At 72.6% G+C, this 24,818-nt stretch carries 21 protein-coding genes and 1 pseudogene; 12 read left to right on the plus strand and 10 right to left on the minus strand.

Features of this window, described 5'->3' with window-relative positions; all coding sequences use genetic code 11:
• Positions 1–110: 110 nt before the first annotated feature.
• A complete protein-coding gene (locus tag AC0682_RS10320) occupies positions 111–347 on the minus strand; it encodes a hypothetical protein (RefSeq protein WP_478532146.1) in 237 nt (78 codons plus the stop codon).
• Positions 348–405: 58 nt separating this feature from the next.
• Here AC0682_RS10320 and map point away from each other — a divergent pair, with 58 nt between their 5' ends.
• Together map and AC0682_RS10330 are read left to right on the plus strand one after the other, a co-directional pair.
• Entirely contained in the window at positions 406–1,263 is an 858-nt protein-coding gene (gene map / locus AC0682_RS10325) for a type I methionyl aminopeptidase (RefSeq protein ID WP_254812671.1), read from the plus strand.
• A gap of 206 nt (positions 1,264–1,469) precedes the next feature.
• Positions 1,470–2,135: a biliverdin-producing heme oxygenase gene (locus tag AC0682_RS10330; RefSeq protein WP_254812670.1), complete on the plus strand. Its 666-nt coding sequence runs from the start codon at positions 1,470–1,472 to the stop codon at positions 2,133–2,135.
• Between the two features lie 38 nt (positions 2,136–2,173).
• Here AC0682_RS10330 and AC0682_RS10335 read toward each other — a convergent pair whose 3' ends face one another.
• From AC0682_RS10335 to AC0682_RS10345, 3 genes are all read right to left on the minus strand, one after another.
• Positions 2,174–2,890, minus strand: coding sequence for a PhzF family phenazine biosynthesis protein (locus tag AC0682_RS10335; protein ID WP_478532147.1), 717 nt, complete (start codon positions 2,888–2,890; stop codon positions 2,174–2,176).
• A 141-nt stretch (positions 2,891–3,031) separates the two neighbouring features.
• Positions 3,032–4,735, minus strand: coding sequence for an HtaA domain-containing protein (locus AC0682_RS10340; protein ID WP_478532148.1), 1,704 nt, complete (start codon positions 4,733–4,735; stop codon positions 3,032–3,034).
• A gap of 85 nt (positions 4,736–4,820) precedes the next feature.
• Positions 4,821–6,320, minus strand: a complete 1,500-nt coding sequence (locus AC0682_RS10345; RefSeq protein ID WP_478532149.1) for an HtaA domain-containing protein — start codon at positions 6,318–6,320, stop codon at positions 4,821–4,823.
• A 155-nt stretch (positions 6,321–6,475) separates the two neighbouring features.
• On the opposite strand from AC0682_RS10345, the gene AC0682_RS10350 reads away from it, so the two are divergent.
• The 4 genes and pseudogenes from AC0682_RS10350 to AC0682_RS10365 all read left to right on the plus strand — a co-directional run bounded on the left by AC0682_RS10350 (position 6,476) and on the right by AC0682_RS10365 (position 10,863).
• Positions 6,476–7,543, plus strand: coding sequence for a heme/hemin ABC transporter substrate-binding protein (locus tag AC0682_RS10350; protein WP_478532151.1), 1,068 nt, complete (start codon positions 6,476–6,478; stop codon positions 7,541–7,543).
• Between the two features lie 255 nt (positions 7,544–7,798).
• A pseudogene (locus AC0682_RS10355) lies at positions 7,799–8,839 on the plus strand (FecCD family ABC transporter permease); the annotation flags it as partial.
• Positions 8,836–9,678: a heme ABC transporter ATP-binding protein gene (locus AC0682_RS10360; RefSeq protein ID WP_478532152.1), complete on the plus strand. Its 843-nt coding sequence runs from the start codon at positions 8,836–8,838 to the stop codon at positions 9,676–9,678. The pseudogene AC0682_RS10355 and the gene AC0682_RS10360, both read left to right, overlap by 4 nt.
• A gap of 180 nt (positions 9,679–9,858) precedes the next feature.
• Positions 9,859–10,863, plus strand: coding sequence for an SCO2278 family lipoprotein (locus tag AC0682_RS10365; RefSeq protein WP_478532153.1), 1,005 nt, complete (start codon positions 9,859–9,861; stop codon positions 10,861–10,863).
• Positions 10,864–10,950: 87 nt separating this feature from the next.
• Here AC0682_RS10365 and AC0682_RS10370 read toward each other — a convergent pair whose 3' ends face one another.
• The gene (locus AC0682_RS10370; RefSeq protein ID WP_254812663.1) at positions 10,951–11,697 is read right to left on the minus strand and encodes a bifunctional DNA primase/polymerase; all 747 of its coding nucleotides are present in this window, start codon (positions 11,695–11,697) and stop codon (positions 10,951–10,953) included.
• A 152-nt stretch (positions 11,698–11,849) separates the two neighbouring features.
• Positions 11,850–12,494, minus strand: coding sequence for a TetR/AcrR family transcriptional regulator (locus tag AC0682_RS10375; RefSeq protein WP_478532154.1), 645 nt, complete (start codon positions 12,492–12,494; stop codon positions 11,850–11,852).
• A 210-nt stretch (positions 12,495–12,704) separates the two neighbouring features.
• Here AC0682_RS10375 and ddaH point away from each other — a divergent pair, with 210 nt between their 5' ends.
• A complete protein-coding gene (ddaH, locus tag AC0682_RS10380; protein ID WP_254812661.1) occupies positions 12,705–13,520 on the plus strand; it encodes a dimethylargininase in 816 nt (271 codons plus the stop codon).
• 258 nt (positions 13,521–13,778) lie between these two features.
• Here ddaH and AC0682_RS10385 read toward each other — a convergent pair whose 3' ends face one another.
• Positions 13,779–14,774, minus strand: a complete 996-nt coding sequence (locus AC0682_RS10385) for a small ribosomal subunit Rsm22 family protein (protein WP_478532155.1) — start codon at positions 14,772–14,774, stop codon at positions 13,779–13,781.
• 190 nt (positions 14,775–14,964) lie between these two features.
• Between AC0682_RS10385 and AC0682_RS10390 the strand changes: the two genes are divergently transcribed.
• Positions 14,965–16,326, plus strand: coding sequence for a hypothetical protein (locus tag AC0682_RS10390; RefSeq protein ID WP_478532156.1), 1,362 nt, complete (start codon positions 14,965–14,967; stop codon positions 16,324–16,326).
• A gap of 209 nt (positions 16,327–16,535) precedes the next feature.
• On the opposite strand, the gene AC0682_RS10395 is transcribed toward AC0682_RS10390, so the two are convergent.
• Complete coding sequence (locus tag AC0682_RS10395) at positions 16,536–17,942, minus strand: multidrug effflux MFS transporter (RefSeq protein ID WP_478532157.1); 1,407 nt, start codon at positions 17,940–17,942, stop codon at positions 16,536–16,538.
• Positions 17,943–18,030: 88 nt separating this feature from the next.
• Between AC0682_RS10395 and AC0682_RS10400 the strand changes: the two genes are divergently transcribed.
• Positions 18,031–19,047 carry a Gfo/Idh/MocA family protein gene (locus tag AC0682_RS10400; protein ID WP_478532158.1) on the plus strand — a complete coding sequence of 339 codons (1,017 nt, stop codon included), beginning with the start codon at positions 18,031–18,033 and terminating at the stop codon, positions 19,045–19,047.
• A 20-nt stretch (positions 19,048–19,067) separates the two neighbouring features.
• Here AC0682_RS10400 and AC0682_RS10405 read toward each other — a convergent pair whose 3' ends face one another.
• On the minus strand, positions 19,068–20,741 hold the full coding sequence (locus AC0682_RS10405) for an alkaline phosphatase D family protein (protein ID WP_478532159.1): 1,674 nt from the start codon (positions 20,739–20,741) through the stop codon (positions 19,068–19,070).
• 249 nt (positions 20,742–20,990) lie between these two features.
• Here AC0682_RS10405 and AC0682_RS10410 point away from each other — a divergent pair, with 249 nt between their 5' ends.
• The 3 genes from AC0682_RS10410 to AC0682_RS10420 all read left to right on the plus strand — a co-directional run bounded on the left by AC0682_RS10410 (position 20,991) and on the right by AC0682_RS10420 (position 23,385).
• Entirely contained in the window at positions 20,991–21,746 is a 756-nt protein-coding gene (locus tag AC0682_RS10410) for an SDR family oxidoreductase (RefSeq protein ID WP_478532160.1), read from the plus strand.
• Positions 21,747–21,909: 163 nt separating this feature from the next.
• Complete coding sequence (locus tag AC0682_RS10415) at positions 21,910–22,389, plus strand: lamin tail domain-containing protein (protein ID WP_478532161.1); 480 nt, start codon at positions 21,910–21,912, stop codon at positions 22,387–22,389.
• 138 nt (positions 22,390–22,527) lie between these two features.
• Positions 22,528–23,385 carry a PhzF family phenazine biosynthesis protein gene (locus AC0682_RS10420; protein ID WP_478532162.1) on the plus strand — a complete coding sequence of 286 codons (858 nt, stop codon included), beginning with the start codon at positions 22,528–22,530 and terminating at the stop codon, positions 23,383–23,385.
• 96 nt (positions 23,386–23,481) lie between these two features.
• Here AC0682_RS10420 and AC0682_RS10425 read toward each other — a convergent pair whose 3' ends face one another.
• On the minus strand, positions 23,482–24,753 hold the full coding sequence (locus AC0682_RS10425; protein ID WP_478532163.1) for a hypothetical protein: 1,272 nt from the start codon (positions 24,751–24,753) through the stop codon (positions 23,482–23,484).
• Between the last annotated feature and the right edge of the window lie 65 nt (positions 24,754–24,818).

The raw sequence follows: 24,818 nt of genomic DNA on the forward strand, positions 1-24,818 counted from the left end.
GAAGGGCCGGGAAAGACGTCCTCGTCCGCCGGGCGGGCCGGGGGCGTGGCCTCTAGCGTTGGACGGCCGACGGCGCGGGCCTCAGGCGCCGGACGGGCGGGGGTGCGGCCTCAGTCGTCGGACGGGCTGGATCTGCCTTTGTCCTCGTCGTGCCACTTGGGGTCCGTGTCCCACTCCAGGTTGCGTTCCCTGGCCGTGTCCATGGCGTGCTGGGCGGCCTCACGGGATGTGTAGGGACCGAACCGGTTCTGGGCGGGGCACTCGGGGCCCTCCTCGACCTTCTTGTGCTGGAGGCAGTAGTACCATTCGCCCGGTTTGCCGACCGTGCGCTTCTTGAACAGGGCCATCGACAGCTCCTTTCCTTATCGCCATGGTGCCCCGGGGCCGCTGGTTAGACTCGCTGGCATGTCTGGCCAGTCGCTTCTCGTACCAGGGGAGATCACTCCCGTCCGTTCCGTACCCGGAAACATCCGGCGCCCCGAGTACGTGGGGAAGCCGGCCCCGACGCCGTACACCGGCCCGGAGATCCAGGACGCCGACACCATCGAGCGGATGCGGATCGCCGGCCGCATCGCCGCCCGGGCGATGGAGGAGGCCGCCAAGCACATCGCCCCCGGCGTGACCACGGACGAGCTGGACCGGGTCGCCCACGAGTTCATGATCGACCACGGCGCGTACCCCTCCACCCTCGGCTACCGGGGCTTCCCGAAGTCGCTGTGCAGCTCGCTGAACGAGGTCATCTGCCACGGCATCCCCGACTCCACCGTTCTGCGCGACGGGGACATCGTGAACCTCGACGTCACCGCGTACATCAACGGGGTGCACGGCGACAACAACGCCACCTACCTCTGCGGTGACGTGGACGAGGAGTCGCGGCTGCTCGTCGAGCGCACCCGGGAGTCGCTGAACCGGGCCATCAAGGCGGTCAGGCCGGGGCGGCAGATCAACGTCATCGGCCGGGTCATCGAGTCGTACGCCAAGCGGTTCGGCTACGGCGTCGTGCGCGACTTCACCGGGCACGGGATCAACTCCTCGTTCCACTCCGGGCTGATCATCCCGCACTACGACAGCCCGCACGCCACCACCGTGATGCAGCCCGGCATGACGTTCACCATCGAGCCGATGCTGACGCTGGGCACCCACGAGTACGACATGTGGGAGGACGGCTGGACCGTGGTGACGAAGGACCGGAAGCGGACCGCGCAGTTCGAGCACACGCTCGTCGTCACGGAGACCGGGGCGGAGATCCTCACTCTGCCGTAATCGGGACAAAACATCCTTGAGGGGGCCACCCTCCCCTTTGTCGCGTATTTTTTTACCGACAAGCAGTCGGGAACCAGTTGACTTAGGTAAACCTAAGTAGGAGGATCGGGCGTACTGGCACGCACCGCCGCAGCGTCGCGGCGGTCGCTTGCCGATATCTCCGTCTGTTTCTGGACTTCCCGTCCCCTCGGCCCCGGAGGCCCGCCTTGGACGCAACCGCCACCGTCACTCCCTTCTCGACGCTCATCCGCACCGCGTCGCACGAACAGCACACCGAGGCCGAGACCTCGACCTTCATGGGTGACCTGCTCGGCGGACGGCTGGGCGTGGACGCGTACACGCGCTACACCGAGCAGCTGTGGTTCGTCTACCGGGCACTGGAGGAGGGCGCGGAGGCCCTGCGGAACGATCCGGTCGCGGGCCCCTTCATACAGTCCGAGCTGATGCGCTCCACCGAGCTGGAGCGCGACCTCGCCCACCTGCGCGGGGAGGACTGGCGCGAGGGCCTGGAGCCGCTGCCCGCCACCGCCGCGTACGCCGCCCGGGTCACCGAGTGCGCCCGCACCTGGCCCGCCGGGTACATCGCGCACCACTACACCCGCTACCTCGGCGACCTCTCGGGCGGCCAGATCATCCGCGACAAGGCGGAGAAGACCTGGGGCTTCGAGCGCAAGGGCGACGGTGTGCGGTTCTACGTCTTCGAGGAGATCGGCAACCCCGCGGCCTTCAAGCGGAACTACCGCGAGCTGCTGGACGCGGTGAACGCGGACGACCTGGAGAAGCAGCGGATCATCGAGGAGTGCAAGCGCGCCTTCGCGCTGAACACCGCGGTCTTCCGGGAGCTGGGCGAGGTGTTCCCGCTCAGCGCGTAGTACCCGCACCGCTCCTACGGCTCGCGGCCGCCCTTGGTTCAGCCCCGGGCGGCCATCAGGACGCGGCCCCCTACCTCCACCGTGCCGTCCGGCGCGGGAGCTGTGAGGATCTGGGAGCCGCGTCCTTGTGTGATGTTCAGGGCCCGGCCGAGATGTGCGCTCAGCAGCATGGCCGCCGCGCCCGTGGCCTCGTCCTCGACGATCCCCCCGGTGCGAGCCCCGGCCCCGTCGGAGCGGTTGTCGCCGCGCTCATCGACACGCCTCGGGAAGGCCCGCGCCCGTACGCGCCCCGCCGCCTCGTCCTCCCAGGCCCAGACGTAGAGCCAGCCCTCCCCGGGCGGCGGCCCCGGCAGCGCCTCCACCTCCTCTGCCGTCGCGTACTGCTGGAGCGTGCGCGGCGGGGCCCATTCGGGGCGGGCGGTGATCCAGGTGAACTCCCCGTCCTGGCGGGCGAAGACGTCCCCGACGGCCAGCTCCAGGATCTCCAGGTCCAGTAGCCAGGCGGCGCCGACGAGCGGGTGTCCGGCGAACGGCAGCCGCAGCCCCGGGGCGTGGATGTCCACCCGGCCCCGCTCCGGGTCGTCGACGAACACGGTCTCACTGAAGCCCAGTTGCCGGGCCAGCCGCTGCCGGGACGCCTCGTCGGGGTGGCTGCGTCCGTCGCGTACGACACCGAGGGCGTTGCCGTGGCGTCCGTCGGGTCCGCAGAACACCCGCAGGACGTCGATGCCCCGGGGTACGTCGTCGTGGTTCACGTGCGCATTCAAGCATCACCCGGGGCGGGACGGGCGTTGAGGGGAGGCCGAGGGCGACGACCGCGGGGCCGTACCGGTCGAGCTCGCTGCTGCCGGTACGGCCCCGCGGGTGGTGCGGGTGCTTCAGGTGGTGCTGGGTGATCAGGCGATGGCGTCGCCGGCGTCACGGCGGCGACGCGCCGCGATCATGACACCGGCACCGGCCGCCACGACGAGGCCGGAGGCGCCGATCAGGAGGCCGGTCGGGACGTCCGAGCCGGTGGAGGCCAGGGCGCCGGAGCCGCCGACCGAACCGCCCGCGGTGGAACCGCCGGTGGTCGAACCGCCGACCGTGCCGCCGCCGGTGGTGGAGCCGCCCGCGGAACCGGAGCCGCCGGTGGACTCGCCGGCCTCGCAGGCGATGCCGTCACCGTCGCGGTCGAGGTGGGCCGCGTAACCAGGGTCGCCCTTCTCGATGGGCGTCACGCCGGCCGCCTCGGCCTCGGCGCAGTTCCTGTACTCCGTCGAACCGCCCGGAGGCAGCGTCGCGTCCTTGTCGAGGGAGACGGCGGCGGTCAGGGCGTCCAGCTCGTCGCCCTTGTGGTACATGCGGCTGAAGGCCTTGGACCCGTCCTCGGTGAGGGTCGCCGGGATGTCCTTGAGGTTCACGACGCCCTCCTTCGCGACCAGGGCGCCCGCGGGCACCTTCAGGTCGGCGAAGGCCAGGCCGGTGTAGGTGCTGGCCTTGCCGGAAGCCATGTCCTTGGTGGAGACGTCGGCGACTAGCTTGCCGGTGGTGCCCTGGACGTCGACCTTCAGGTTGCTGAGGGAGAGGTCCAGCTTGTAGGCACCCGCGGTCTCGTGGCCGAGGAAGCGCACCTTGCCCTCGAACCGGGCGTTGAGGCTGTTCTTCTCGGCGTCGAGGTGGCCTGTCGCCTTGGTGAAGCGGTAGCCGTTGTCGTTGGCGGTGGCGCCGTCGGTCGTCTCGATCCTGCCGTGCGCGATACGGCCGACGACGTACGAGCGGAAGCTCTCCTTGACGCCCCAGTCCAGCGTGCCGTCGACGACCGGGCCGCTGGTCGGCTTGGCGGTCCCGGTGGGCGTCGGCTCGGGCGTCCCGGTCGGCGTGGGCTTCGCGGTGGGCTCACCGGTCACCGGGGGCGTGGCCGGCGGGGTCGCGGGGGGCGTGGTGGGCGGGGCGGTGGTGGGAGGCGCGGTCGGCGTGGCCTGCTTGACCGTCAGGGTGGCGGGGTCCATGGCATCGCCCTCCTTGTAGGCGGAGCCGAAGACCGCCGCCCCCTCCTTGGTGAAGGTGGCGGGGACGCCCGCGAACTTCATGCCGTCGGCGCCGTTCGAGGGCGCGACGGCGGTGAGGTCCAGCTTGGCCATCTCCAGGTCGTCGCTGACGACCGCGTCCTTGCCCGGCGACTTGGTGGTCACGTCGACGGTGATCCTGCCGCTCTCGCCGGCGGTGACGACCTTGAAGTCGGCCAGTTCGATGTCGAGGACGCCGCCGTGGGCCTCGAAGTGGACGCTGCCCTTGAAGCCGGTCGTCACGCTGTGGGTGCCGCGGTCGTACTCACCCTGGAGCAGGGGGAACTTGTACGTGCCGTCCTCGTTCTTGGTGGCGCCGTCGGCGAGGGTGGCCGTACCGCCCATGCGGTCGATCATCGAGCGGAAGGACGCCCGGACACCCCAGTCCAGGGTGCCCGACTCCAGCTGGATCGCCTGCGGGGCCCCGGTCGCGGCCGGGGCCTCGGCGGGCGCTCCGTCGTTCGCGAAGGCGGGGAGAGCGAAGGTGGCGCCCAGGGCCGCGGCCGTGGCGACGGCCGCCGCGAGGGCTATGGGGCGGCGAGTTGCTGCCATGTCGGTGGTTCTCCTAATGGAACAGGGGGAGGAAGGGAGGCGTGGGGGGCGGGGGTGAGAAACCGTAAAGCGCTCATGGGGGGCGTCAGGAGGTCTGAGGGGCGTCGGAGCCCGTGGTGGCGGCCTCGGCGGCCTTGCGGCGGCGCAGGGCGAAGAACGTTCCGGCCGCGGCGAGCAGCAGCACCCCACCGCCGATCGCGGCGTACGTCCCGGCACCCGGCCCCGAGTCGGAGGCGGCGGCGACCGGTGTGGCGGAGGGCTCGGCCGAGGGCTCCGCGGTGGGCTCGGCCGCGGCCGTGGGCTCGCTGCCGAGGTCGGGCAGCGCAGGCAGCTGGGCCTTGGCGTCGACGGTGACGGCGAGCGAGACGGGGTCCATCGCGGTGCCGGCCTTGTACATGGAGTTGAACGCCTTGGAGCCGTCCTCGGTGAGGGTGGCGGGCGCCTCGGTCAGGACCGCGAGGCCCTCCTTGGGCGCGAAGTCCTTGGCCTCGAAGGTGATGAGGGGGACGTTCTTGCGGGTGGTGCCCGCGGTCGTGACGTCCGCGGAGAGGGTGCCCTCGCCCTTGGCCACGGCGACCTTGACGGCCGCGAACTTCAGGTCGAGGTCGTGGGCGCCGGTGAAGTGGAGACTGCCGCCGAAGTCCGCGTCCAGCGTCTGCTCCTTCGCGTCGTACGTGCCCTTGCCCTGCGGGAAGCGGAAGAGGGCCCCGCCGTCCTGGGCGCCGTCGGCCAGCGTCCACTTGCCCTGGCCGATGGAGCCGGTGACGTACTCGCGGAAGGTGCGGCGGACGCCCCAGTCGACGGCGGCGTCCTCGAAGCGGCCCGCCTTCTCCTTCTCGGCCTTCTTCCTGACCTCGTCCTCGGCCTCGGCCTTCGCCTTCTCCTTCTCCTTCTCCTTCTCCTCGTCCTTCTTCGCGTCCTCGTCCCGCTTCTCGGACGGGGCGGGCTTCGGCTCGGCCGGGGCCCTGGTGTCGACGGAGAGGCTGATCGGGTCGAGCGGCGTGCCGGCGGTGTAGTAGCCGGCGAAGGCGGAGGCGCCCTGGGCGGTCAGCGTGGCGGGGACGTTGCTGAGGGCGATGGGGGTGGAGCCGCCCTTCATGTTGATCCCGCCGAGGCCGAGGGCGGCCAGCGGCACCTGGGAGCGGCTGGAGACCTTGCCGGTCCCCCGCTCCTTGCTGACCACATCGGCGAAGAGCGTGCCGCTGCCGCCGCTGATCCTGATGACGGGGCGGCTGATGACGAGGTCCAGCTCGTTGGTGCCGTCGGCCTTCTTGTGGCCGGTGAAGTGCACCCCGCCGGAGAAGGCCGAGCTGAAGGCGCCGGTCGCCGGGTCGTAGGAGCCGTTGGCGGAGTGGAAGCGGAACTGGCTGCCGCCGACCGTGGCGGCCCCGCCGGTCAGGCTCCAACTGCCCTGGGCGATGGGGCCGGTGACGTAACTCTGGAAGGAGGACTTGATGCCCCAGTCGAGCCGTCCGCCCTGCACCGTACGGCTGGCCGCTTGCGCGGTGGTGGCGGGGAGCATCGCTCCCAGCAGCACCGCGAGGAGCGCGACGGCGAGCGCGCGGGCGGATCTGGACGGCAGCATGAGGGACCCCTCCGAGGGCTGGATGTGCAGGTAAGGCTAACCTAAGCTATTCCGAGTCCGCACCGGAACCCCTCCGGTACCTCCACACTCTCGCCACATTCATCACACACGCACCACCCCCAACCATCCGCCGCAGAACGACAGGACGGTGCCCCGTGCGCATCTCTCAGGACCACGGCCCCCATCAGGGCCAGGACGCCGGACGGCAGGACGGCGGCCGGGCGGGCGCCGCCCTCACCGTCCTGGTGGCACTCGCCCTGCTGCTGACGGGCTGTGGAGGCGGAGGCAACGGGTCCGCAGCGAAGCCCGCCCAGGGCGCCGCCGACGCGGACCGGGTCGAGCCGCTGGCCGCTGTGCCCGAGCCCGCGCTGCCGGTGACGGTGGAGTCGGCGGACGGCACGAAGGTCACGATCGACTCCGCCGACCGGATCGTGCCGCTGACCGGATCGCTGAGCGAGATCGTCTTCACCCTCGGCTTCGGCAAGCAGGTCGTCGCCCGGGACATCACCGCCACCTTCGAACAGGCCGAGAAGCTCCCGGTGGTGACCCGCGCCCACGACGTCTCGGCGGAGAGCGTGCTCTCCCTGAAGCCGACCGTCGTCCTCGCGGACACCACGACCGGCCCCGCCGAGGCGATCGACCAGATCCGCAGCGCGGGCATCCCGCTGGTCGTCGTCGAGCCCGCCACGGGGCTCGACGATGTCGGCCGCCGGATCGACACGGTCGCCGAGGCGCTCGGCGTACCGGCCGCCGGCGCCGAGCTCAAGGAGCGCACCGAGTCGCGCATCGCCGCCGTACGGAAGACCATCCCGGACCACGCCGACGGCAAGAAGCCCCGGGTCGCCTTCCTCTATCTGCGCGGCTCGGCCTCCGTCTATCTGCTGGGCGGCGCGGAGTCGGGGGCGAGTTCGCTGCTGGAGGCGGCGGGCGCGGTCGACGCGGGCAAGACGTCCGGGCTGAGCAAGGACTTCACCGCCATCACCAGCGAGGCGCTCGCCAAGGCCGCGCCCGACGCGATCCTCCTCATGAGCAAGGGGCTCGACTCGGTGGGCGGTATGGACGGCCTGGTGAAGATCCCCGGCATCGCGGAGACGCCCGCCGGAATGGACCGCCGGGTCGTCTCGATCGACGACGGTGTGCTGCTGAACTACGGTCCGCGCACCGACCGGGTGCTCGCGGACATCGTCGAGCAGCTGTACGCGAAGGGCGGCACGGGCCAGTGACGACGTCGTACGAGGAACGGGCGGACAGCTCCCGCCCCGACCAGGGCCCGTCGCTCTCGAAGGAGCAGCCCGCCAAGGCGCCCGAGCCCGGAACCGGGCCGGCGGGCACAGCCGGGGCGGGCGAGGCGGGCGAGCCTTCGGACACGAGAGGGACGGCCGGGACCGTGGGCACGGGCACGGGGGGGGGGGGGGGGGGGGGGGGGGGGGGGGGGGGGGGGGGGGGGGGCCCCCCCCCCCCCCCCCGCCCCCCCCCCCGCCCCCAAGTCCCCGCGCGGCAAGGCGTTCGCGCTCACGCTGGGGCTCTCGCTCGCCCTGCTCGCCGGGTGTCTGCTCTCCGCTGCGATCGGCGCGTACTCCCTCCCCATCGGGGACGTCCTCGCCTCGGTCCAGCACCGGATCGGCCTCGGCGGCCAGCCGCTGGACCGGGTCGGGGAGAGCGTCCTGTGGAACGTCCGGCTCCCCCGGGTCGTCCTCGCGCTGCTCGTCGGCGCCTCGCTCGGCTGCGCGGGCGCCCTGATGCAGGGCGTGTTCGGCAATCCGCTGGCCGAGCCCGGCGTCATCGGGATCTCGGCGGGCGCGGCGGTCGGCGCGGTCGCCTCCATCGCGCTGGGGCTGACCTTCTTCGGCAACTGGACCATCACGGTCTGCGCGTTCGTCGCCGGTCTCGCCACCGTGCTGCTCGTCTATACGCTCTCCCGCTCCGGTGGCCGGACCGAGGTCGTGACCCTGATCCTCACCGGTATCGCCGTCAACGCCTTCGCGGGCGCGCTGATCGGGCTGTTCATCTTCTTCGCGGACAACGCGCAGATCACCCAGATCACCTTCTGGCAGCTCGGTTCGCTCTCGCAGGCGACCTGGCCCAAGGTGCTCGCCGTGCTGCCGTGCGCGGTGGCCGGACTGCTCATCGCCCCGTTCTACGCCCGCAAGCTGGACCTGCTGGCCCTCGGTGAGCGGCCCGCCCGCCATCTGGGCGTGGACGTGGAGCGGTTGCGGATCACGCTGGTGCTGGTGGTGGCGCTGCTGACGGCCGCCGCCGTGGCCGTGGCCGGGATCATCTCGTTCGTCGGGCTGCTGGTCCCGCACCTGCTGCGGATGGCGAACGGCCCCGGCCACCGCTTCCTGGTCCCGGGCAGCGCCCTGGGCGGCGCGCTGGTGCTGGTCGTCGGCGATCTCGCGGCCCGGACCGTGGCCGCCCCCGCCGAGCTGCCGCTCGGTGTGCTGACCGCGCTCTTCGGCAGCCCGTTCTTCTTCTGGCTGCTGCGCAGGACCCGTCGTAGGCAAGGTGGTTGGGCATGAGGACGTTGAGAGACCTGTTCGCGGTACGGAGCCGGGAGCTGCCCTCGCCCGTCGCGCCCGGCTCCCCCGCCGTCGAGGCCGTCGGGGTCTCGGTGCGGCTGGGCGGGCGGCAGGTGCTGGACGCCGTCGACATCACCGCGCACACGGGCGAGGTGGTGGCGCTGGTCGGTCCGAACGGGGCCGGCAAGTCCACGCTCCTGGCCGCGCTCGCCGCCGATCTGGCCCCGGGCGGCGGCGAGGTGGTCATCGGCGGCCGCCCCGCCGTCGAGTGGACGGCGCCCGAACTGGCCCTGCGCCGCTCGGTGCTGCCGCAGTCAGCCGCGCTCTCCTTCCCGTTCCCGGTGGAGGACGTCGTACGGATGGGGCGGGCGCCCTGGGCCGGTACGGAGCGGGAGGACGAGGACGACGCGGCGGTGGCGGCGGCGATGACGGCCACCGAGGTGACGCGGTTCGCCGGGCGTCCGTTCTCCGCGCTGTCGGGCGGGGAGAAGGCCCGGGTGGCGCTGGCCCGGGTGCTGGCGCAGCGGGCCCCGCTGATGCTGCTGGACGAGCCGACGGCCGCCCTGGACCTGCGCCACCAGGAGCTGGTGCTGCGGATCTGCCGGGAGCGGGCCGCCGCGGGGGACGCGGTGGTGGTGGTCCTGCACGATCTGGGCCTTGCGGCGGCGTACGCGGACCGGGTGGCCGTGCTGCACCAGGGGCGGATCGCGGAGGTGGGCCCACCGCAGGAGATCTTCAGCGACGAGCTGCTCGGTGAGGTGTACCGGCAGCCGGTGGAGGTGTTCCCGCATCCGCGTACGGGGGCTCCGCTGGTCGTCCCCGTACGCGACCGGGCCTGAACTCCCGCTCCCCGGGGCACCTTCCCCGGCACTTTCCGGGGTGCTTTCCGGCACGCCTTCCGCGGTGCCGGATCACGGTGTGAACGCGGTATCCGGTCCGCGCCCGCACGCCGTACGCCGCCCCGGTAGGGTTTCGACGGTCAGTGCGGGCGACGGATGCAGAAGGCGCAGAAGCAACGGATGACGAGAGTCCCTGGGGTGGGTCGGCTGACGGCGGCGCTCGCGACGGCGACGGTGCTGTGCCTGACGGCGAGCGGCTGTGTGACGGTCCACGGTGAGCTGGAAGTGCTGCCGGGGGCCACGGAGTCGGAGGCCGCCCAGGCGCTGAAGGACTTCACCGACGCCTACAACGCGGCGGACAGGGCGTACGATCCGGCGTTGGACGCGGACCGGGTGACGGGGTCGCTCGGGGCGATCAACCAGGCCGGACTGAAGGCGCGGCAGACGTACAACCCGGACGGCAACAAGGCGCACAAGCCCCTGGAGCTGACGGACGCCACCTACGTCATCCCGAAGAAGGCGGGGTGGCCGCGCTGGTTCCTGGCGGACACCGACTCCAACCGGGACGAGGACGGCGGGAAGCTGGACACCCGCTGGCTGGTGGTGTTCGTACGGAGCGGCCCCGAAGCCCTGTGGAAGGCGTCCTATCTCGGGGTCGTCCCGGCCTCCCAGGTACCGGAGTTCACCCTGGACGGGGACGGGTTCGCCTCGCCCGTGGAGCCGCAGAGCGGCGAACTGATCGTGAAACCGGTCGACTTGAGCATCGCCTACACCGAGTACCTGCAGAAGGGCACCCCGGACGTGTTCGCCCCGGGCACGGCGACCTCGCAGTGGCGCGAGACGCGCCGGACGACCCGGCGGGCCGGATTCTCGTACCAGTACATCGACCAGCCGCTGGACAGCGGCGCGTTCGGGCCGCTCGGGCTGCGCACCGAGGACGGCGGGGCGCTGGTCTTCTTCAGCAGCAAGCACTTCGAGCGGCAGGTCGCGGCGAAGGGGCTGAAGCCCGAGGTCAACGCGGATGTGAAGGCGCTCATGACCGGCGAGGTCACCAACACCCTCACCAAGGAGCGGATCTCCAGCCAGCTCGTCCACGTGCCCGCGCGCGCCGGGTCCGGCGACTCCGGAGGCCGGGTGCGGGTGCTGAACCGGCTGCCGGGCCTGGTGGCGGCGAAGGGCGAATAGAACGCACGGAACCGGAGCGACCGGTCGGCAGCTGTCGCCTCAGCAGCTCGCCGGTTCACCCGTTCAACGGTTCACCAGCTCAGCGGCTCAGCGGCTCAGCGGCCAGGCGATCGAGTCGTGGTCCAGCTCGCTCTGCTCGGCGCTCCCCACGTACCGCGCGCAGGCGTCGGTGAGCGTCTCCAGCAGGGTCAGCGGGTCGGGCAGCTCGTACTCGGGACCGCGCACCCAGTGGACGTCCAGCTCGCCGGGGAGCCGGGCGGGCGGCAGGAGCACGTAGCTGCCGCGGCAGTGCCAGCGCAGGCCCGGATGGGCGTCCAGGGTCTCGGGATGGCAGTCCAGCTCGCAGGGCCACCACTCGTCCTCGTCCTCGGGGGTGCCGCGGGTGGCGGTGAAGAAGAGCATCCGGTCCTCGCCGGACCGGGCGACCGGGCCGACGCTGATGCCCGCCGCGAGAAGACGCTCCAATGCGCCGCGGCCGGCGGTGAGGGGGACGTCCAGCACGTCGTGGATCATGCCGGTCGCGGTGATGAAGTTGGCGAGCGGCTGGCTGCGGGCCCAGCGCTCGATCTGGGCGCGGTCGGTCGTGGACTGCGTCTGCCACGCGAAGGAGATGGGGTGCCGGGCGGGAGTGGGACAGCCGATGCGCTCGCACGAACACCGGTATCCGAGGGGGTGGGCGGCGGGGGCGATGGGCATACCCGCGTCGGCGACCGCCAGGAGCAGCTCCACTCTGGCCGTCTCCCCGGCTTCGGCCTCCATCGGTTTGGGACGTCGCCGCAGCCACTGGGAGATCCTGCTCTCTGTGCCGCGGAAACGGCCGGAATCGGCGCCCATCTATCCCCTCACCTCAGCATTTCACCTCAGCGTTTCCCCTCCATCGTCGCACCATCCTGCGGTCGGGGTGGCCAGAGTTCACCAGTGAGGCCGTGTACCACTGCGGCGAGTGAGCACCATCACGCCCGATGTCACCACATAACGGATAAGGATCAAGGCCGCGGGGCCAGTCCGCCGAGGGCGTAGTCGACGATCGTGTCGGCGTACGCATGGGTGAGCGGGAGGGTGCGCAGCAGCCAGCGGTGGGTGAGGGGCGCGATCAGCAGCTCCAGGGCGGTCCGCGGATCGGCGTCGGCCCGGAGGTGCCCGGCCTCCTGGGCGGCCCGCAGCCGTGTGACGTACGACGCGAGCTGGGGGTCGAGCAGCTTCTCGACGAATTCGGCGCCCAGCTTCGCGTCGACGATGCCCTCGGCGGTCAGCGCCCGGGTGGGTGCCTCCATCAGGGGATCGTTCAGCTCGTCGACGGTGGCGCGCAGGACGGACTTGAGGTCGGCGGCGAGGTCGCCGGTGTCGGGAATGCCGTACTCGCCGCCGGCCCGGTCGTCCGCGCCGCCCTCCGGGGCCGCCTGCTCGGCGGCCCGGGCGGCCAGGTCGAGGAAGGCCTCCATCAGGACGGCCGCCTTGGAGGGCCACCAGCGGTAGATCGTCTGCTTGCCGACGCCGGCGCGGGCGGCGATACCCTCGATCGTCGTCCGCCGGTAGCCGTTCTCGCCGACGAGGGCGAGGGCGGCGTCGTAGATGGCGCGGCGGGAGCGGTCGCTGCGGCGGCCGGCGTCGGGGGCCTTGCGGGGTGACATGCCGCCAATGTAGCGCCGAACGAGCCGATACGTATCGTCTTGCAGGAATCCGCCGGAAACGGACCGCCGACCGGCCTCGGTAGGACGATCCGCCGAACCACCCGATCGGTCCACTGCGGATCCGGCCCGCACGGCGCACCATGGGCTCACGCGCAGACCGTGCGCATCCCACCGCTCCGCGGCTCCGGCCGCCGATCGCGAGGAGCCCAGTTGAACCGTGACGCCACCCCTCGTCGCTACCTGATGTGCGCTCCGACGCACTTCCGGGTCACCTACTCCATCAACCCGTGGATGGACCCGTCCAAACCCGTCGACCTGCCGCTGGCCCAGACCCAGTGGGAGGACCTGCGCGACCGCTACCGCTCCCTGGGCCACACCGTCGATCTGCTCACCCCCCGCCCGGACCTGCCGGACATGGTCTTCTCGGCCAACGGGGCCACGGTGATCGGCGGGCGGGTGCTCGGCGCCCTGTTCGCCTACCGGGAGCGGTTCGAGGAGGCCGAGGCCCACCGCGAGTGGTTCCGCGCGCACGGCTTCACCGACATCCGCGAGCCGGACCACGTCAACGAGGGCGAGGGGGACTTCGCGGTCACCGCCTCCTATCTCCTGGCCGGACGCGGCTTCCGCTCCAGCCCGCTCTCGCACGACGAGGCGCAGGAGTTCTTCGGCCTGCCGGTCATCGGGCTCGACCTGGTGGACCCGCGCTACTACCACCTGGACACCGCGCTCTGCGTGCTGGACGCGGCGGCCGACGAGATCATGTACTACCCGGGCGCCTTCTCCCCCGGCAGCCGGGCCGTGCTGCGCCGGCTCTTCCCGGACGCCCTGCTCGCGCAGGAGGCGGACGCGGCGGCCTTCGGCCTCAACTCGGTCAGCGACGGCCGCCACGTCCTGCTCCCCCAGGCGGCGACGGGCCTGCTCGACCCGCTCCGGGACCGGGGCTTCGAGCCGATCCCGATGGACCTGGGAGAACTGCTCAAGGGCGGCGGCAGCGTGAAGTGCTGCACGCAGGAGTTGCGGGGGTAAGGGCTGTCCCGGGGGGGGTCCCGTCGTCTTTCCGCCATGCATGGACGCCGTGTTCCTCAGGGAATACGGCGTCCGTGGTCGGCCGGCGCGGAATCTCCGGTCCCGATGACTGGACTGCGAGCGCGCTGCACGACGGAACGCACGTTCCGGAGCCCCCCGACCACGTGTTCGCCCCAGACACCCCCTAGCGGCCCCCGGGGCTCAGGAAGGAGGGCGCGGGGGCCGGCCCGAGCCGACTGGTTCCGCGTCACGACCGGCTCAGGCAGCGCCCTCCGGCGGCCAGGGATCGCCCCAGGCGATGTTCCTGGCCGCCCGGTACAGCCCGCCGTGGCGCTTGGTGACCGTCGAGCGGTCCAGGCCCTCGTCCCGGGTGCACAGCTCCAGAAGCACCTGGCCCTTGCGGATCTGGGGCTTGCGGGTGACGCGGGCGGGCGCCGGGGTGGTGGGGAAGCGGGTGGCGACGACGTAGCTGAACTTCTCGTCCTCGTGGCTGAGCGAGCCGCCCTTGACCTGCCGGTGCAGCGAGGAGCGGCTGACCCGGGCCGAGAAGTGGCACCAGTCCGTGCCGGGGGCGATCGGGCAGGCGGCGCTGTGCGGGCAGGGGGCGGCGATGCTCAGCCCGGCGGCGATCAGGCGGTCCCGGGCCTCGATGATCCGCGCGTAGCCGTCGGGGGTGCCCGGCTCCACGATGACGACGGCCTGCCCGGCCCCGGCCACCGCGTCGACCAGCTCGGTCCTGGCCTGGGCGGTCAGCTCCTTGAGTACGTAGCTGACGGTGACCAGGTCCGCCGGGGCCAGCTCCAGCTCCGCCCCGATCCGGGCCCGCTCCCAGCGGGCCTCCCGCAGCCCCGGCACCCCGGACGCCTCGGCCAGTTCGCGGCCCAGGGCCAGGGCGGGCTCGGCCCAGTCCAGGACGGTCGTCGCCGCCCCTTCCCAGGCGCCGGCCACCGCCCAGCTCGCCGCGCCCGTGCCGCCGCCGACGTCGGTGTGGGTGGCGGGCGACCAGTCGGGCGCGCCCTCGACCAGGGCGTCGAGGGCGGAGCGTACGGCCTCGAAGGTGGCGGGCATCCGGTACGCGGCGTACGCGACGACGTCGGAGCGGTGCCGCAGGATCGGGGCGTTCGTCGGGGTCTCCCCGCGGTAGCTGGCGATCAGCCGGTCGACGGCCTGCGCCGCCTGCTTCGGCGGCAGCCCGTCGAGCAGCCCGGCCAGGGCCGAGCGCAGGGACTGGGCGGTGGGGAGGGTGACGTTCACCGCCGAATTGTAGGCGGAGGGGGTGGGCGGATGTGTTCCGTCCCCGGGGGTGCGGGGGCCCCGGGCGGGCTCCCGCACCCCGTACGGAACGGGATTTCCCTGAACTCCACGCCGTCCGGGGCCGATTGCTACGCTGGCCCGCGCGGGAGCGGGCACGGGACCAGGCAGGACAGGGCCACCGGGGGAAGCCATGAGACAGAAGGCCGTGCGGCTGGCCCTGGTCGGCGGGGTGGTCCTCCTCGCCCTGCTCCTCCTGCTGGCGACCTGCGGCGGCTCCCCCGACGAGGGACGCGGCGCGGGCCGGGGCGGTGGCGACCGCACGGAGGCATCCGGTAGCGGCGGCACCGCTCCCCACCCGGCGGGGCGGGTGGCGCGGAGCGCCGGGCCGGTCACCCGGCTCACGGTTCCGCCGCAGTACACGACCGACCGGGGCTGGGAGGTCATCGGCTCCTCCCCCGAGATCGCCGTCTCCCACACGACGGGCCGACTCGCCTACCTGGAACGGACGGAAGGCCGCCGCTACCGGCTGCGCACCGTCGACACCGCCACCGGCGAGCCGGGCTGGAGCGGCCAGGCCTCACGGCCGCCGGACCCGCTGCACTACCCGAGGCTCGCCACCGTCACCGCCCAGGACCGGCAGTACTTCGTGACCTGGTCGTACGGAAAGGTCGGCGACGGGACGACGCCCGCGTCCACCTTCGTGGCGCTCGATCTGTACGACGTGACGAACGGCTCCCAGCGGCGTGTCGAGGTGCCGTGGTCCGGGGCTCCGAGCGTCAGCACGAGCGGTCCGGAGATCGTGATCAGCGACGGGCAGGCCAACAGCACGCTGATCGACCCGGTCACGGGCATGGTCTCCGAGCTGAGCGCGGACAGCCTGAAGTATCCGAAGGGCTGCCCGGCCTGCAAACAGCTCACGGAGGTGTACGGGCAGACCGCCGCGGGCCTGCTGGCCGGCGGAGTCCGGGAGTTCTGGGTGCGCGGCAGCTGGTTCAGCCGGAACGTGGCGCCCGGGGGCACGGACCGGGGCAGCGGCGTGGTGACCTCGGTGGCCCCGGGCCGGGTGCTGGCCAGATGGGCCCTGGAGAAGAAGGCCGAGCGGGCCGCCACCCATGACCTGTGGGCGGTCCACGACGCGGCGACCGGCAAGGCGCTGGCCTCGGTGGAGTGCCACCGGCCCGCCATAGAGCCGGGGCGCCACCCGCAGGCGGTCCTCTCCGCCTCCGGTGACCACCTGGTCGCCGGGAACCTGGCCTTCGATCTGGAGGCGGGGCAGGGCCGCTGCTTCGAGGGGGCGGACGGGGTGGGCCGTCTGTCGCTGGCCACGGTGACGGACGACGGCATCGCGTACGGGGCCGAGAACGCGCGCGACGCGGCGGACGCGCTCTCCGGGGGCGGGCTGCCGGTCGCGGTGGACCTCGCGACCTGGACGGCCTCCCGGCTGTCGCGCAACGCCCGGCTGCCGGGGGTGGAGGCGACCGGCGTGGGGGTGTTCCACTGGACGGACCGGCAGGACCGGACGCATCTGATCGGCTACCCGCGTACGGGCTGACCAGACGGATCGACCGGACGGACTCATCGGCTGTCCGCGTACGGACCGACCGGACGGGCCGACCGGACCCGGCCGTACGGGCCGGGCCCCGGGACCCACGGGGGCCCCGGTCCTCACGTACCCGCGTACCGGCGGAGCCCCGGCCCCCCGTACACGTACCGGATCAGCCCCGGCCCCCGTACGCGTACCGGATCAGCCCTCGGCGCGTGTCACAGCCCCGCCGCCTCGCGGCCCGCCCGCTGCCACGGGCGGCACAGGCCCAGGAAGCAGCCCACCGCCGCCACCGCGCACACCAGCTGTACGACCGCCATCGGGACGGCCGTGGCCTCGCCCGCGATGCCGACCAGCGGCGAGGCGATCGCCCCGATCAGGAACGAGGAGGTGCCGAGCAGCGCGGAGGCGGAGCCCGCCGCGTGCTTGGTGCGCATCAGCGCCTGGGCGTTGGTGTTGGGCATCGCCACACCCATCGCCGACATCAGGACGAAGAGCCCGGCGGCGATCGGCAGGAGGCCCACCTCGCCGAAGACGCCCAGGGTCATGAGCAGCAGCGCGAGCGCCGCGAGGACGATGACCGCGAGGCCGAGGCCGAGCACCTTGTCCAGGCGGAACCGGCCCACCAGCAGCTTGCCGTTGATCTGCCCGACGGCGATCAGGCCGATCGAGTTGAGCCCGAACAGCAGGCTGAAGGTCTGCGGCGAGGCCCCGTAGATCTCCTGCACGACGAAGGGGGAGGCGGCGATGTACGCGAAGAGGACGGCGAAGGCGAGCCCGCCGGTGACCATGTAGCCGGTGAAGACCCGGTCCGCGAGCAGCCCGCGCATGGTGCGCAGGGCGTCGGTGACCCCGCCGGTGTGGCGGCTGCCGGGCGGCAGGGTCTCGTGCAGCCACTTCCAGACGACGAGGGTGAGGAGGACGCCGACCCCGGTCAGCACGACGAAGATGCCGCGCCAGTCGGTGAAGCGCATCACCTGCCCGCCGATCAGCGGGGCGATGATCGGTGCGACGCCGGAGATCAGCATCAGGGTGGAGAAGAACCGGGCCATCTCCACGCCGTCGTAGAGGTCGCGCACCACCGCCCGGGCGATCACGATCCCGGCCGCGCCCGCGAGCCCCTGGAGGAGACGGAAGCCGATGAGGAGTTCGGCGGTGGGGGCGAGCGCGCAGATCGCGGTGGCGACGACGTAGACGACCATGCCCAGCAGCAGCGGCTTGCGGCGGCCCCAGCGGTCGCTCATCGGTCCGACGACGAGCTGGCCGAGCGCCATCCCGGCCAGGCAGGCGGTGAGCGTGAGCTGGATGGTGGCGGCGGGGGCGGAGAGGGAGTCGGTGACGGCGGGGAGCGCCGGGAGGTACATGTCCATGGAGAGCGGCGGCAGTGCGGTGAGCCCGCCGAGCACCATGGTGACCAGGAAGCCGGTACGCCGGGCGGCCCGCGTGGCCTTGGCCGTCGGTCCGGCCTCGGCCGCCCCCACGGCTCCGGCCGCCCCGGACACGGTGTCCGCCCCGGCCGCCCCGGCCGCCTGTGCCGGAAGGATGGGCGGGGCCCCGGCTCCGGGCCCGGTCTCGTGGCTCGGTATGTGCTCGCGCTGGGCCCGGCTGCCGCCGCTCTCCGGCATTCTCTTCTCCGAATCGTTGAATCCGCATCTATGCTCTCAGCTCGGCCGGAGTGGTCGATACCTTTTTCGTTACGGCGGTGGGGCGGGCATGGGCGGGACGGACGGAACGGGCGGGACGACGGTGCGCTGGGGTGTGCTGGCGACGGGCGGCATCGCCGCGACCTTCACGGCGGACGTACAGGCACTGCCGGACGCCGAGGTGGTGGCCGTCGCCTCGCGTACGGAGGCCTCGGCGCGGGCCTTCGCCGAGCGCCACGGCATCGCGCGGGCCCACGGGAGCTGGGCGGAGCTGGTCGCGGACGACACGGTGGACGTGGTGTACGTGGCCACCCCGCACTCGGCGCACCACGCGGCGGCCTCGCTCGCGCTGAGGGCCGGGAAGCATGTGCTCTGCGAGAAGGCGTTCACGCTCAACAGCCGGGAGGCCAAGGAGCTGGTCGCGCTCGCCCGGGACCGGGGCCTCTTCCTGATGGAGGCCATGTGGACCTACCTCAACCCGGTGGTCCGCCGACTGACCGAGCTGGTGCGGGACGGGGCGATCGGGGAGATCCGTACCGTACAGGCCGACTTCGGCTTCGCGGGCGACTTCGCCCCCGGCCACCGGCTGCGCGACCCGGACCTCGGCGGCGGCGCGCTGCTGGACCTCGGGGTCTACCCGGTCGCCTTCGCCCATCTGCTCCTGGGCGAGCCGGACCGGGTGCGGGCCGACGCGCTGCTCTCGCCCGAGGGCGTGGACCTGAACACGGGGATGCTGCTGGGCTGGGACTCGGGCGCCACCGCGCTGCTCTCCTGCTCGATCGTCGGCCACCATCCGACCGCCGCCACCGTCATCGGCACGGAGGGACGGATCGACCTCCCGCGCGACTTCTTCCACCCGGACCACTTCGTGCTGCACCGCCCGGGGAAGGCGCCGGAGACGGTCACCTCGGGACCGGGGCCGCGGGGTCTCTCCGGGATGCAGTACGAGGCGGCCGAGGTGGCGCGCGCCATCCGGGCGGGTGAGACGGAGTCCCCGCTCGTCCCGCTGGAAGGGACGCTGGCGGTGATGCGGACGCTCGACGCGGTACGGGACCGCATCGGCGTCCGCTACCCGGCGGACCGCTGAGCCCGGTTGCGTAGAACCGGTTACGCGGGTGTGAGCCCCGGGTTGCCCGCCTCCGTGACGAAGGAGGCGGCCGTGGTGACCGGGGCCCCGGGCGTGGTGACCGCCGCCACCGTACGGAAGTCGGCGCGGGCCGCCGTCTCCGTCAGCGTGACCAGAGCGTAGCCGCGCCGCCCGTTGTAGTGCTTCATGTGCGGGTTGGCACGGGTCTGGTTCTCCCAGTTGGCGGGCCGCTCCGCGCCGTCCTTTCCGCTGGAGATGGAGGTGGTGACGATCTCGGTGCCGACGGTCCGGGAGGCCGGGTCGTCGAAGTCCTTCTTCAGGTCGAAGGCGTACGAGACGTGGACGTCTCCGGTCAGCACCATCAGGTTGGCCACCCCGGCGGACTCGGCCCCGTCCAGCAGCCGCTGCCGGGAGGCCGGGTAGCCGTCCCAGGCGTCCATGGAGAGCTTGTAGGCGGCGGTGGGCACGTCCCGCCGCCGGGCGAAGGCGACCTGCTGGGGCACGACGTTCCAGGTGGCGCCGGAGGCCCGCCAGCCGTCGAGCAGCCAGCGCTCCTGGGCGGCCCCGGTCATCGTCCGCGCGGGGTCCTCGGACTCGGGGCCGGGGGTGCGCCAACCGTCGCCGTACGCCTGGTCGCTGCGGTACTGCCGGGTGTCCAGGATGTCGAACTGCGCGAGCCGCCCGAAGCCGAGCCGGCGGTAGAGCCGCATGTCCGGGCCGGTGGGGCGCTGCGGGGTGCGCAGGGGCTGGTTCTCCCAGTACGCGCGGTAGGCGGCGGCCCGGCGGAGCAGGAACTCCTCGGGCGGCACGTCGTTCTCGGGGATCTCGCCCGCGTAGTTGTTCTCGGTCTCGTGGTCGTCCCAGGTGACGACGAAGGGGTGGGCGGCGTGGGCGGCGCGCAGGTCCGGGTCGGACTTGTAGAGGGCGTAGCGCAGCCGGTAGTCCTCCAGCGTGATGGTCTCGCGGTTGTAGTGGGCCGGGAGGCGGCGGTCGGTGTAGTTGCGGGCGCCTCCGGTGGCGGATACGGCGTACTCGTAGAGGTAGTCCCCCAGGTGGAAGACGACGTCGACGTCCTCGGCGGCCAGGTGGCGGTGGGCGGTGAAGTACCCGTCGTGGTACGCCTGGCAGGAGACGGCGGCCAGGGCGAGGGAGCCGATACGGGCTCCGGCGGCGGGGGCGGTGCGGGTGCGGCCGGTCGGGCTGGTCCAGTCGCCGGTGCGGAAGCGGTAGTAGTAGACCCGGCCGGAGTCCAGGCCCTGGACCTCGGCGCGGACGCTGTGGCCGAACTCCGCGTGGGCGGTGACCGACCCGCGCCGTACGGTGCGCCGGAACCCCTCGTCGTGGGCCAGCTCCCAGCGGACCTCGATCCGGGAGGCGGGGAGGCCGCCGCCGGGCTCGTACGGGCGGGGGGCGAGCCGGGTCCAGATGAGGACGGAGCCGGGCAGCGGGTCGCCGGAGGCGACGCCGAGCGTGAAGGGGTCCTCGGTGATGCGCCGGGCGTCCAGCACGGCGGCGCTCGCCGTGCCCGCGGCGGGCAGGCCCATCGAGAAGGCGAGTGCGGCGACGGCACCCGCCCCGGTGAGCACCCGACGGCGGTCCAGGCCGCCGGTCCGGGCTAAGGGCCTGGTGGCGGTGGGGAGTTCGGCGGGCCGGTCGTCCCGGACCGGCGCCATGGTTGTCCGTGCGGCTGTCATATGCCCCTCACTGGTCGGATGGAGCCGGATGCTGTCGGAATCCAGCGCACCGTCGGCGCCCGACGCGCCGTTGTCGCGTGCACAACATCCGCATGGCGGGTCGATGAGCACCGCGTGCCCGATGCGCGGAGCCCGCCCGGGCGCCGCGAGACCTCCCGCCCTCCCCTTCGGACCCCCGCCCGGCGGCGCCCCGTCCACCCTCTGGGACCTCCCGCCCGCCGCCGGGCGCCTCCCGTACGCTCCCGGGCCATGGACACTGATCGACGCGTCGCTGTGGTCACGGGTGCCGGTTCGGGGATCGGGCGGGCCGTCGCGCTCGCCCTCGCGGGTGCGGGGTGGTCGCTCGCGCTCGCCGGGCGGAGGGCGGAGCCGCTGGCGGAGACCGCGGCCGCGGCCGGCTCCCCGGACGCGCTCTGCGTCACCACGGACGTGACCGACGAGGACGAGGTGGACGCGCTCTTCACCGCCGTACGGGAGCGGTTCGGCCGGTTGGACCTGCTGTTCAACAACGCGGGCACGTTCGGCCCCGGAGGCGTACCCCTGGAGGACCTCACCGCTGCGGACTGGCGGGCGGTGGTGGACGTGAACCTGACGGGGGCGTTCCTCTGCGCACAGGCGGCGTACCGGCTGATGAAGGAACAGGACCCGCGGGGCGGCCGGATCATCAACAACGGTTCGATCTCCGCCCACGCGCCGCGCCCCCACGCGGTGGCGTACACGGCGACCAAGCACGCGATCACCGGGCTGACGAAGTCGCTGTCGCTGGACGGGCGGCCGTACCGGATCGCCTGCGGTCAGATCGACATCGGCAACGCGGCGACCGAGATGACCGAGCGGATGCGGACCGGCATCCTCCAGGCCAACGGGGAGCTGGCGGTGGAGCCGGTGATGGCGGCGGCCGATGTGGCGCGGACCGTGGTGCACATGGCGGAGCTGCCGCTGGAGGCGAACATCCCGTTCCTGACGGTGATGGCGACGAACATGCCGTACGTGGGGCGGGGCTGAGGAGGACCGCCCCACGACATTTCCTGTGCGACCGTTTCTGCCCGAACTCGCCTCAGGGCGACCGGCTTTGCGGGTTTCCCCATTCTCGGACAGGCAAGCGCGTGCTGACCGTATGATCGCATCTCGCTCCACCTTCACCAGAACGACACAGAAGGAACACCGCATGCGCATACGCACCGCTGCGCCGATCGCCCTGGCCGCCGCCACCGCACTGGCCGGCTCGCTCCTCGCCACGGCGGCACCGGCCACGGCGGCCGCCCACAAGGGCGGGCTGCACTTCGGCGCCATCCAGTACGACGGTCCCGGCAAGGACGACCGGACGAACAGGTCGCTGAACGCCGAGTGGGTGAACATCCACAACAACAGCAAGCAGAAGGTCCAGCTCAAGGGCTACCAGGTGAAGGACAACACCGGCTTCACCTACACCTTCGGCAGCCACACCATCGGCGCGGGCCAGACCGTCAAACTCCGCACCGGCAAGGGCAAGAACGTCTCGGGCACCGTGTACTGGAACCGGGGCTCGTACGTCTGGAACAACACCGGCGACAAGGCCCGGCTGATCAAGCCGAACGGCAAGCTCCAGGATTCCTGCTCCTGGGGGAAGTCGACGCCCAAGAACAAGGGCCTGAAGAACTGCCACTGACGCCCTGTGCTGATGGTGGGGCTGCCGCGGTTCGGGGGGACTGCGGCAGCCGTCCGCGTACGTGACCGGGGTGACGGGCCGGACCCGGCGGGACAGCCTCCGGGAATGCCGGGGCCCGCACCGGGGTTGGACTGCTCCATGACACACGATCCCGTGCCCGAGGTCCTGCGCTACACCGCCTTCTCCGCCGACCCCGAGGGCGGAAACCCCGCGGGCGTCGTCCTGGACGCGGCGGGACTGGACGAGGAGCGGATGCTCGCCGTCGCGGCGGAGCTGGGGTACAGCGAGACGGCGTTCCTCACCGAGCGGACCGGCGAAGGCGCCTACACCGTCCGCTACTTCAGCCCCAAGGCCGAGGTCCCCTTCTGCGGCCACGCCACGGTCGCCACGGCCATCGCACTGGCCGAACGGGACGGTCCGGGCGAGCTGGAGTTCACCACGGCCGCGGGCCGGGTGCCGGTCACCGTGGTCCGGGAGGACGGGGAGCTGCGCGCCACCCTGACCAGCGTGACCCCGCACGTCACGGAGATCGGCGCGGCGGATCTGACGGAGGCGCTGGCCGCCCTGGACTGGCCGGCCGCCGACCTCGACCCGGCCCTGCCGCCCCGGATCGCCTACGCGGGCGCCCGCCACCTGGTGCTGGCGGCGGCGACCCGGGAGCGCCTGGCCGACCTGGCCTACGACTTCGCGCGGCTCGAAGCGCTGATGCACCGGCTCGACCTGACCACCCTGCAACTGGTCTGGCGCGAGGCGCCGGAGGTCTTCCACGTCCGGGACCCCTTCCCGGTGGGCGGGGTGGTCGAGGACCCGGCGACCGGGGCGGCGGCTGCCGCCTTCGGCGCGTACGTCCGCGAGCTGGGGCTGACCCCCGAGACGGCCGTGCTCACCCTCCACCAGGGCGCGGACATGGGCCGCCCCGGCACCCTCACGGTCGAGCTGCGCGCGGGGGACGCCCGGGTCCGGGTCGCCGGGACGGGGGCCCGGATCGGCGGCTGATCCGCGGGCCGTGTCGGGCTCGCCTGCCCTGACCACCGGGCGGGCCCGCCCCCGCCCCGCCGGTGGTCAGCGCTGGTCAGTGCTCGTCCGTGCCGCTCACTGTTGGGGTGTGGTGCCGGGGCGGAAGGTCACGTTCGGGGTGTAGTAGAAGGTTCCGCCGCTGACCTGGTTGCCGGTGACCCGGACATCGCTCACCGGGGAGACGTGCCCGACGGTGTCCGCGCTGACGCGGACGGCGTTGCGCAGGGCTCCTGAGGCGCCTGCGGTCACCGTCACCCGGTTGTCGACGATGTCGACGCCGGAGACGGGGTTCGGCCCCACCTGGACCGGCGGCTGGCCGCCCACCCTGGCCGACATGGAGCTGACGTAGATTCCGCCGGCGCTGTTGTTGATGGTGTTGTCGCGGATGACGATGGCGGTGGTGTTCATCGCGCCGATGGCGTCCCACTTGGCGTTGTCGACGACGTTGCCCTCGATCAGCACCCGCGCGTGCACCTGGCCGACCTTCTGGCCGCCGGTGTGCGAGCCGACCAGCTTCGCCCAGGACGGCTGGGAGCCGGAGGCACCCGCGTAGTTGCGCTGGACCTGCACGTCCACGGTCGGGGTGCCGTCACTGGCCCCGGCCCAGGTGTTGCCGGAGAGCGGCAGATCGAGCTGGACCGCCTCGCCCTGCCACAGGCCCCAGGTCGGGTTCTCGACCCAGCCCTTGAAGAAGCAGTCCCGGACCGCACCCCGGCGTACGGCGTTGAGTTCGACCGCGTGCCACCACTTCACGTTCCAGACCGTCACCCCTTCGATCTCCACGTCCTGGGTGTGGATGAAGGTCAGCACGTTCATCGGAGGGGCCTTGTCGGCCCGGGCCCGGGCCGGGCCGGAGTCTTCCCACACCCATGCGGAAATGGGGTCCCACTCACCGCCCTTGACCATGATGTTGCCCGGGGCCGAGTAGCCGGTGGTGGCAGAACTGGGGACGTGGTTGATGAGCATGGTGGCGGCCTTGGCCCCGCTGACCGCCGGTGCGCTGAAGGCCCCCTGGGCGTCCGTCACGTACTCGGGAGTGGGCGAGTGCTGGTTCGTCCGGTCCAGGGTGTACTTCCGCATGACGGTGCCGAACCTGGCGACGAACCGCGCACCCGTGGCGTCCAGAACCGTATTGCCGCCGATCACCAGGGTGTTGAGCAGCGTGTAGGTGGGCACGCCCGCATACCCGGCCTTCACGATGATCCGGCCCTTGCCGTCGGTGCCGTGCGGCCCGACGACCCCCTCCGCCGCGTCGTCCAGCGCCTTGCGCAGGGCCCGCACGTGCGCCGCCTCCCCCGCGACCGTCGGATTGATGCCCGCGGCATGGGCCGGAGCTCCCGATGCCACACCCCCCAGGACTGTGGCGGCCCCCGCCACCACACCCCCGCGCAGCAGCCCCCGCCGACTGATCC

The sequence above is a fragment of the Streptomyces sp. NPDC043746 genome, from assembly GCF_056436485.1.